Annotated in this window: 7 protein-coding genes; 2 read left to right on the top strand and 5 right to left on the bottom strand. The window is 63.1% G+C overall.

The window, feature by feature from the left end:
* The first annotated feature begins 74 nt into the window (after nucleotides 1-74).
* Both tagQ and ACP7CZ_RS14325 read left to right on the top strand, forming a co-directional pair.
* Entirely contained in the window at nucleotides 75-998 is a 924-nt protein-coding gene (gene tagQ, locus ACP7CZ_RS14330; RefSeq protein ID WP_003195532.1) for a type VI secretion system-associated lipoprotein TagQ, read from the top strand.
* Nucleotides 999-1,122: 124 nt separating this feature from the next.
* A complete protein-coding gene (locus ACP7CZ_RS14325) occupies nucleotides 1,123-1,497 on the top strand; it encodes a hypothetical protein (RefSeq protein WP_003195530.1) in 375 nt (124 codons plus the stop codon).
* A gap of 129 nt (nucleotides 1,498-1,626) precedes the next feature.
* On the opposite strand, the gene ACP7CZ_RS14320 is transcribed toward ACP7CZ_RS14325, so the two are convergent.
* The 5 genes from ACP7CZ_RS14320 to exbD form a co-directional block, all read right to left on the bottom strand.
* Nucleotides 1,627-3,027 carry an aminoacyl-tRNA deacylase and HDOD domain-containing protein gene (locus ACP7CZ_RS14320; RefSeq protein ID WP_032894530.1) on the bottom strand — a complete coding sequence of 467 codons (1,401 nt, stop codon included), beginning with the start codon at nucleotides 3,025-3,027 and terminating at the stop codon, nucleotides 1,627-1,629.
* 195 nt (nucleotides 3,028-3,222) lie between these two features.
* The gene (gene recG, locus ACP7CZ_RS14315) at nucleotides 3,223-5,298 is read right to left on the bottom strand and encodes an ATP-dependent DNA helicase RecG (protein WP_034129255.1); all 2,076 of its coding nucleotides are present in this window, start codon (nucleotides 5,296-5,298) and stop codon (nucleotides 3,223-3,225) included.
* An 8-nt stretch (nucleotides 5,299-5,306) separates the two neighbouring features.
* On the bottom strand, nucleotides 5,307-6,227 hold the full coding sequence (locus ACP7CZ_RS14310; protein ID WP_003195523.1) for a hydrogen peroxide-inducible genes activator: 921 nt from the start codon (nucleotides 6,225-6,227) through the stop codon (nucleotides 5,307-5,309).
* 156 nt (nucleotides 6,228-6,383) lie between these two features.
* Nucleotides 6,384-7,130 carry an energy transducer TonB family protein gene (locus ACP7CZ_RS14305; RefSeq protein ID WP_003195521.1) on the bottom strand — a complete coding sequence of 249 codons (747 nt, stop codon included), beginning with the start codon at nucleotides 7,128-7,130 and terminating at the stop codon, nucleotides 6,384-6,386.
* Nucleotides 7,127-7,552, bottom strand: coding sequence for a TonB system transport protein ExbD (exbD, locus tag ACP7CZ_RS14300; RefSeq protein ID WP_003195519.1), 426 nt, complete (start codon nucleotides 7,550-7,552; stop codon nucleotides 7,127-7,129). Before exbD ends, ACP7CZ_RS14305 begins: the two co-directional genes overlap by 4 nt.
* Nucleotides 7,553-7,558 lie beyond the last annotated feature (6 nt).

Here is a 7,558-nt window from a genome sequence, read left to right as displayed (position 1 = left end):
TCTAGCGAGCTTGGAAGGGACTCAGGCGGCGGTGGGCCGTGCTGGGCAAGTCAAACTTAACAGAGATCACATCTATGCTTTTTTCCCGTAAGGCGGTTTCCAAGCGTCACCTGCTGCTGATCGCAGCTGGTTTCAGCACCGTGTTGACTGGTTGCGCTACGTCGCCTGCGTCCAAGGTGGCGTCGAGCACCAAGGTCGAGTACTACCCCAACTGCTATGAGCCGGTGCAGCACCTGCGCGCCACCGATTCGGACATGACCAAGTCGGTCGTCACCGGTGCCGCGATCGGCGCGGCCGGCGGTGCCCTGCTGGGCGCGCTGACCGGCGACAAGGACAGCCGTGGCCGCAATGCCGCGATCGGTGCCGCAGGCGGCGCCCTGGCTGGCGGTGCGGCGGGTTACTACACCGAGCGCCAGAAGCAGATCACCGATGACAACCAGCGCATCGCGTCCTACTCCACTGACTTCAACAAAAGCGCCTCGGACATCGACCGCAGCACCGCCTACGCCAAGGCCTCGCAGCAGTGCTACCAGAGCGCATTCACCAAGCTGGTGGCTGATCGCAAGGCCAAGACCGTCAACGACACCGAAGGCCGCAAGCGCCTGGCGGAAATCGTCGCGGGCCTGAAGGAGTCCAATGACCTGATCGTGACGGTCAACGGCAAAGCCAGCGAAGACCTGAACAACTACACCCAGGCCTACGAGAAAGACCTGCAACAGGTCGGCGTACAGCGCAGCGATGTGGTAACCGTGGCCACCGCCGATACCACGCCAGTGGTCGCTCCGGCCAAGGGCAAGAAAGCCGTCAAGCCAGCCAAGAAGCCGGTGCTGCCGACAGTGCCGAAAGAAGCGGTCACCACCGAACGTAGCATCCAGACCGTGCAGGCCAAGCAAGCTGAAAGCAAGCAGGTCGCCAGTGCGGGCAAGACCCAGATCGAAGCAACCTGCCGCAATCCAAACCTGGCCGACTGGGCGCCAGTACCTTGCCCTAACGTTTAAGTACTTGTTGCTATAAGCGTTAAACGCCAACCGATCTGCGCCTAAAGCGCGAGATCGGTGGCGTTCTTTTTGCAAATCGTTACACTGCTGCGGCCACTCCAATAAATACACCGAGGCCGTGTGCATGAAATTTCGTCTTCTCCTGTGGGTGCTGGGCCTGATGATGGGCAAAGCCAGCCGCACCAACCCCGCCTTCCAGCAGCAACTGGGTGACAAAGACCTGGCCTTCCAGCTGCAGACCCTCGACGGCAAGGTTGCCCGTCACTTCATCGTGAAAGACCAGCGCATCACCAGCCGCTCAGGTGTCCACCCGGCGCCGGCCTTCGCGATTGCCTTCAAGGATGCCGCCTACGGCTTCGCCACGATGCAGGCGAAGAACAAGCAACTGGCGTTCATGACGGGGATTCAGGACAAGTCGATCCAGATCAAGGGCAACCCGGCACTGGTGATCTGGTTCCAGGGCCTGACCAAGTATTTGAAGCCGAAGAAAAAGAAGTAGGTGGTCAGGTAGACCGAGTTGACTTCATCGCAGGCAAGCCAGCTCCCCCAGTGACCGCGTTCCAACTTGGAAATACGGTCAACTGTGGGAGCTGGCTTGCCTGCGATAGCGGTTTAACAGGCAGTGGGCTTACCCCTGGCTGAACTGCGAAGCCAATTCGCGCAACAGCACTTCGGCATCCAGCACTTTACCCACCACGTCCTCGGCCTTCTCGCGGCTCAGGCCCAGGCGCTCAAGCAACGCGTCGGGAATGGATTCATCCGGCCCGGAGCCAATCCCCCGGCTGCGCAACAGGCGCACCGCCAGGCACACCAGGTTCGGATACTCGGCGTATTGCCCGTCATACGTGGGATCGTGCTGGAAGCGCAGGGCGGTGCACAGTTCGTCCGGCATGTCCCAGTAGCGCATCAGCCAGGCGCCGATCTGTTCGCGGCTGATGCCCAGCAAATGTTGCTCGACGTAGCTGTGGCACAGGTGCGGGTTGACCTCCAGGTGGCGGCAGATCAGCGAGAAGTGCGGCGGAAACACGTGGGCCAGCAGCAGGTAGCCGAAGTTGTGCAGCAAACCTGCCAGGTAGGTCAGGCCGGCTTCCGGGCGCTGGGCGCGGGGCATGGCGCGGGTCAGGCCCTCGATCACGGCGGCGGTGTAGATCGACTGGTGCCAGTACGGCGTGGACAGGTGCGGGCGGTCCTTGGGCAGGCTCAGGGTTTTGCCCAGGGCCAGGCCCAGCGCCAGGTTGATCACAAGATCAAAGCCCAGCACGCGCACGATGGCGTCTTCGACTGAGCGGATCTTGCCCGGCGAGGCGTAGTAGGGCGACGCGGCCCAGCTTACGACCTGGGCGGCAAGGGCCGGGTCGGTTTCCACCACGCCAGTAATGTCGTCGATGGTGGCGTTGGGATCCACGCGCAGCTTGATGATCTTCTGCGCCGTGTCGGCCAGCGGCGGAATTTCGATGGTCGCTTCCAAGCGTTGCTGGATACGGCGAGCGGTGAAGGCTTGCATCGCCTGGGTGATTTCCTCGCGGTCATCATTGGGGCGGTCGAGGTTCGGACGGATGTTGCTCAAGGGCTCACCGAACTGCGCGGCGCTGGCCTTGGTGAGCAGGCTCTTGAAGGCGTCGGTGGGGATTTCCAGCAACAGCCCGGCTTCGCCCGAATGCACCAGCAGGCTCGGCTCATTGAGCAAGCGGCCTTCGTACAGGCACGGCGAACTGGTCAGTGGCGGCAAGCCCGGCAGCAGGCTCAGGTCATGCTTGCCCAGCATGCGCTCGACCCGCTCGGGGGCGACAGCCGTGAGGCGGCGACCGGTGAGTTCGGCGAGGCGGTTGAGGTCCAGCAATTGGCTTTGGGGAAACAGCACCATGAGCGCGCCAACCGCATCTTCAAGCAACACCGCCTGGACCTTTCGGGCAGGGTTCAGGCCAGGCTGTTCGATGACTTCCGTGTAGGGGATGGCGAGCTTTGCGAGCAGCGCCCGAATGACCGGCGGGGCGGTCAGTGGGGCTGTGGCGAGGGCAACTTCTGACATGGCCTGATCCAATTTCTTACATTCATTGGAGTATAACCAGCTTGATACGGGTGTTGGTCGGATAAGTGGCGTTTGTGATGAGGTTGGCGGTGTGCTGATTACCCTGTAGGAGCGAGCTTGCTCGCGAAGACCTTCCTGGCGGCGCCGTCATCGTTGGCGTTTTTCGCGAGCAAGCTCGCTCCTACAGGGAAGAGGTCAAACCTGGCCGTATTGCTGGCCGTGGCGCAGCCAGCGGTTGAGCAAGGGGCTGACGTGATCGGGCCAACGCTCGAGCAATGCTTGCGCAGCATCGCGCACGGCGGGCAGCAGGTCGGCATCGCGCATCAGGTCGGCGACCTTGAATTGCAGCAGGCCGGTCTGGCGCGTGCCGAGCATTTCACCGGGGCCGCGCAGTTCGAGGTCTTTTTCGGCAATGACAAAACCGTCGTTGGTTTCGCGCATGATGCCCAAGCGCTGGCGACCGATCTGCGACAGTGGCGGATGATAGAGCAGCACGCAGTGGCTGGCGGCACTGCCCCGGCCAACCCGCCCGCGCAATTGGTGCAGTTGCGCCAGGCCCAGGCGTTCGGGGTTTTCGATGATCATCAGACTGGCGTTGGGGACGTCCACGCCCACTTCAATCACGGTGGTAGCCACCAGTAATTGCAGGTTGCCGGCCTTGAACTCGGCCATTACCGCGGCTTTTTCCGCCGGTTTCATACGGCCATGGATCAACCCCACCTTGAGCTCACCCAAGGCACTGGTGAGGTCTTCATAAGTGGTTTCGGCGGCCTGGCAGGTCAGTTCTTCGGACTCTTCGATCAGGGTGCATACCCAGTACGCCTGGCGGCCTTCGGCGCAGGCACCGCGCACGCGCTCGATCACTTCGACGCGCCGGGTGTCGGTGACCAGCACGGTGTTGACCGGCGTACGCCCCGGCGGCAGCTCGTCGAGGATCGAGGTGTCGAGGTCGGCGTAGGCGCTCATGGCCAGGGTGCGTGGGATCGGCGTGGCGGTCATGATCAACTGGTGCGGGTTCATGCGCCCGCCCACGCCTTTCTGGCGCAGGGCCAGGCGCTGTTGCACGCCAAATCGGTGCTGTTCGTCGATGATCACTAGCGCAAGGTTCTTGAACTGCACTTCGTCCTGGAACAGCGCATGGGTGCCCACCACCATCGGTGCGCCGGCGGCGATCTGCTCCAGGGCGGCCACGCGGTTCTTGCCTTTGAGCTTGCCAGCCAGCCACGCCACCTCCAGGCCCAGCGGTTCGAGCCAGCGCTTGAAGGTGATGAAGTGTTGTTCGGCGAGAATTTCCGTCGGTGCCATCAGCGCCACTTGATAGCCAGCTTCCAGGGCTTGCAGGGCGGCCAGGGCAGCGACCACGGTTTTGCCTGCCCCTACGTCACCCTGGATCAACCGCAGCATCGGTTCTTGCTGGCTGAGGTCGTAGGCGATTTCATTGCCCACGCGCTGTTGCGCGCCGGTGGGCGCAAAGCCGAGGTTGGCCAGGTATTGCGCAGGCAGCCGCGTGGCTCTGGGCATCGCCGGGGCGCGCAGGGAACGCATGCTTTCGCGCAGGCGTTGCTGGGACAGCTGGTGCGTGAGCAGTTCTTCAAAGGCCAGGCGATGTTGGGCCCAATGATGACCGAGGGCGAGTTCGTCCACATCGGCATCGGCGGGCGGGTGATGCAAATACCGAATCGCATCGGCCAGGGGCGCCAACTGATAATCGCGGGCCAGCTCCAGGGGCAACCAATCGGGCAGACTTTGCGGGCCAAGCATCGTCAGGGTTTGCATGCACAACTGGCGCAGGCGTTGCTGGGTCAGGCCCTCGGTCAGCGGGTAGATCGGCGTGAGCGTGGTGTCCACCGGTGGCGGCTCGTCGCCGGTAATGGCGCGGTATTCCGGGTGGTAGATTTCCAGGCCCGATGCGCCAGGGCGTGCCTCGCCGTAGCAGCGCACGCGGGTGCCACGCTTGAGGCCTTCCTTCTGCGCGTTGCTGAAGTGGTAGAAGCGCAGGCTCAAGCCGCCGGTACCGTCCTGCAGGCGCACCACCAGGCTGCGGCGCTTGCCCATCACCACGTCGGCGCCACTGACGGTGCCTTCGATCACCGCGTCTTGCCCAGGGCGCAAATGGCCGATGGGCACCACGCGGGTGCGGTCCTGGTAGCGCAGGGGCAGGTGGAACAGCACGTCCTGAAGGTTCTCCAGGCCGACCTTGGCCAGCTTCTCGGCCATGGCCTCACCGACACCCTTGAGTGCCGTCACCGACACCTGCGACAGCTCAGTCATACCGTGGCTTAGCTCGCAACGGGCGGCTTGGCCACCGAACACAGACGGATCGAGTCCGCGAGAATCTCAATCGCTTTGGGGCGCGGGAAGCTGGCGCGCCAGGCAATCGCTACGGTACGGAACGGCACCGGCGGCGTGAGTGGGCGCACTTCGATCACGCCCTGGGCGTAGTGATGGCTGTCTACCGCAGACAGCGGCAGGATCGAGATACCCAGGCCGGAAGCGACCATATGGCGAATGGTTTCCAGGGAGCTGGATTCCACCGTGGTGTGCTTGGCGCCGTCGTTGCCCTTGGTCAGGGTCGGGCAGGCTTCCAGCACCTGATCGCGGAAGCAGTGGCCTTCACCGAGCAGCAGCAGGCTCTTGTCGTTGAGCAGGCCGGCGTCGATGGTGTCCTTCTTGGTCCACGGGTGGGAGGCCGGCATCAGCACGTAGAACGGCTCGTCGTAGAGCGGCAGGGTCAGCACGTCCGCTTCGTTGAAGGGCAGGGCGATGATGATCGCGTCCAGCTCGCCGTTGCGCAGTTTGTCGCGCAGCACGTGGGTGAAGTTTTCTTCGATATACAGCGGCATCTGCGGTGCGACGCGATGCAGTTGCGGGATCAGGTGCGGGAACAGGTAGGGGCCGACCGTGTAGATCGCGCCGACCTTGAGCGGCGCGGTCAGCTGGTTCTTGCCGGCCTGGGCCAGTTCGCGAATGCTTTGCGCCTGCTCCAGGACCTTCTGGGCCTGGGCAACGATGCCTTCGCCCACCGGGGTGAGGCGCACGGCGCTCTTGCTGCGCTCGAAAATCAGCACACCGAGTTCGTCTTCAAGCTTTTTCACACCCACCGACAGCGTCGGCTGGCTGACGTGGCAACGCTCGGCGGCATGGCCGAAGTGCTGTTCTTGGGCGAGGGTCACGATGTAGCGTAATTCTGTGAGAGTCATAGCGGGCGTCCATGAGGTTGCGGGCCAAGCATACCGGCTGCAATCGATAGACGCACGTTATCAGAACTTTGCTGGGGATTGAGTGGGGAATATCGGAATTTTACTGAGGTATTAAAGCGAATGTGGGAGGGAGCAAGCCCCTCCCACAGTGCTCTCTCAGCGGCGACGCTTGTCGATGTTGTAGACGAACGGCGCGACCAGTTCGACGCTGCCGTTTTTCAACAGGTCTGCCGGTGGCTTGGGTAGCGGCTGAGCCTTGCGGATCATCTCAAGGGTTGCACGGTCCAGGTCGGCGTTGCCGGAGCGGCCTTCCAGTTCGTAGGACAGCACATTGCCTTCACCATCGACCACGAAGCGCAAGCGGTTCATACCTTCCTTGCCACTGCGTTGGGCGCCGGGCGGGTACTTCTTGTACTTCTGCAGATGCGCCAGCAACGTACTTTGCCAGGAAGCCTGGGCGGCCAGCTGCTGTGCCGACGGGCCTGGTGTAGGCTGGGCGGACTTCTGCGCAGGTGCGTTGCTCGGCGGCGTTTCGCTCGGTGGCTCCTCGGAAGGTTTCTCCTTGGGCGGCTCGGGCTTCTTCTCCACCGGCTTTGGCGGTTGTGGCTTCGGCTTGGGCTTGACCGGCTTGGGCACCTGGATCGTTGGCTTGGGCGCCTCGGCCAGCTTCGGCAGGGGCAGCTCTTCGACCGGTGGTGGCGGCGGCGCAACGACCTTGGGCGGTGCTGGAGGCGGCGGTGGCGCTGGCAGCGGCGCCAGGTCGATGACCATGGCGGCGGGTGGCAGCTGGATCGCCTGCGGCGCGGACCATTGGAGCGCGATGATGATCGCGACGGCATGCACGCCCAGCACGACGGCGAGGCTGGTGCCATAACGCGTCAGTTTGTGGCGCGTCGTGATCATTTCTTGGCTGCCGTCTCAAGTCCGACCAGGCCTACCTTGAGGTAGCCGGCTGCCCGCAGGGCATCCATCACGCTCATCAGGTCGCCATAGTCCACGCCTTTGTCGGCCTGGAAGAAGATGGTCGTGTCTTTCTTGCCTTGGGTCTTGGCATCCAGCACCGGCCCCAGGGTTTCAGCCTTGACCTCTTCTTCGCCCAGGAACAGGCGTTGGTCCGCCTTGACGCTGAGGAAGATCGGTTTTTCCGGCCGCGGCGCCGGCTTGGCGCTGGACGCGGGCAGGTCCACCTTGATGTCCACGGTCGCCAGCGGTGCCGCCACCATGAAGATGATCAGCAGCACCAGCATCACGTCGATAAACGGCGTGACGTTGATTTCGTGGTTCTCGACGAGTTCGTCGTCGCCTTGATTCAAATGCAGGCCCATGGCCGA

This window comes from Pseudomonas sp. DWP2-2, from assembly GCF_049897065.1.
GTDB lineage: Bacteria > Pseudomonadota > Gammaproteobacteria > Pseudomonadales > Pseudomonadaceae > Aquipseudomonas > Aquipseudomonas paracarnis.
This window is presented reverse-complemented; position numbering and strand designations above follow the sequence as displayed.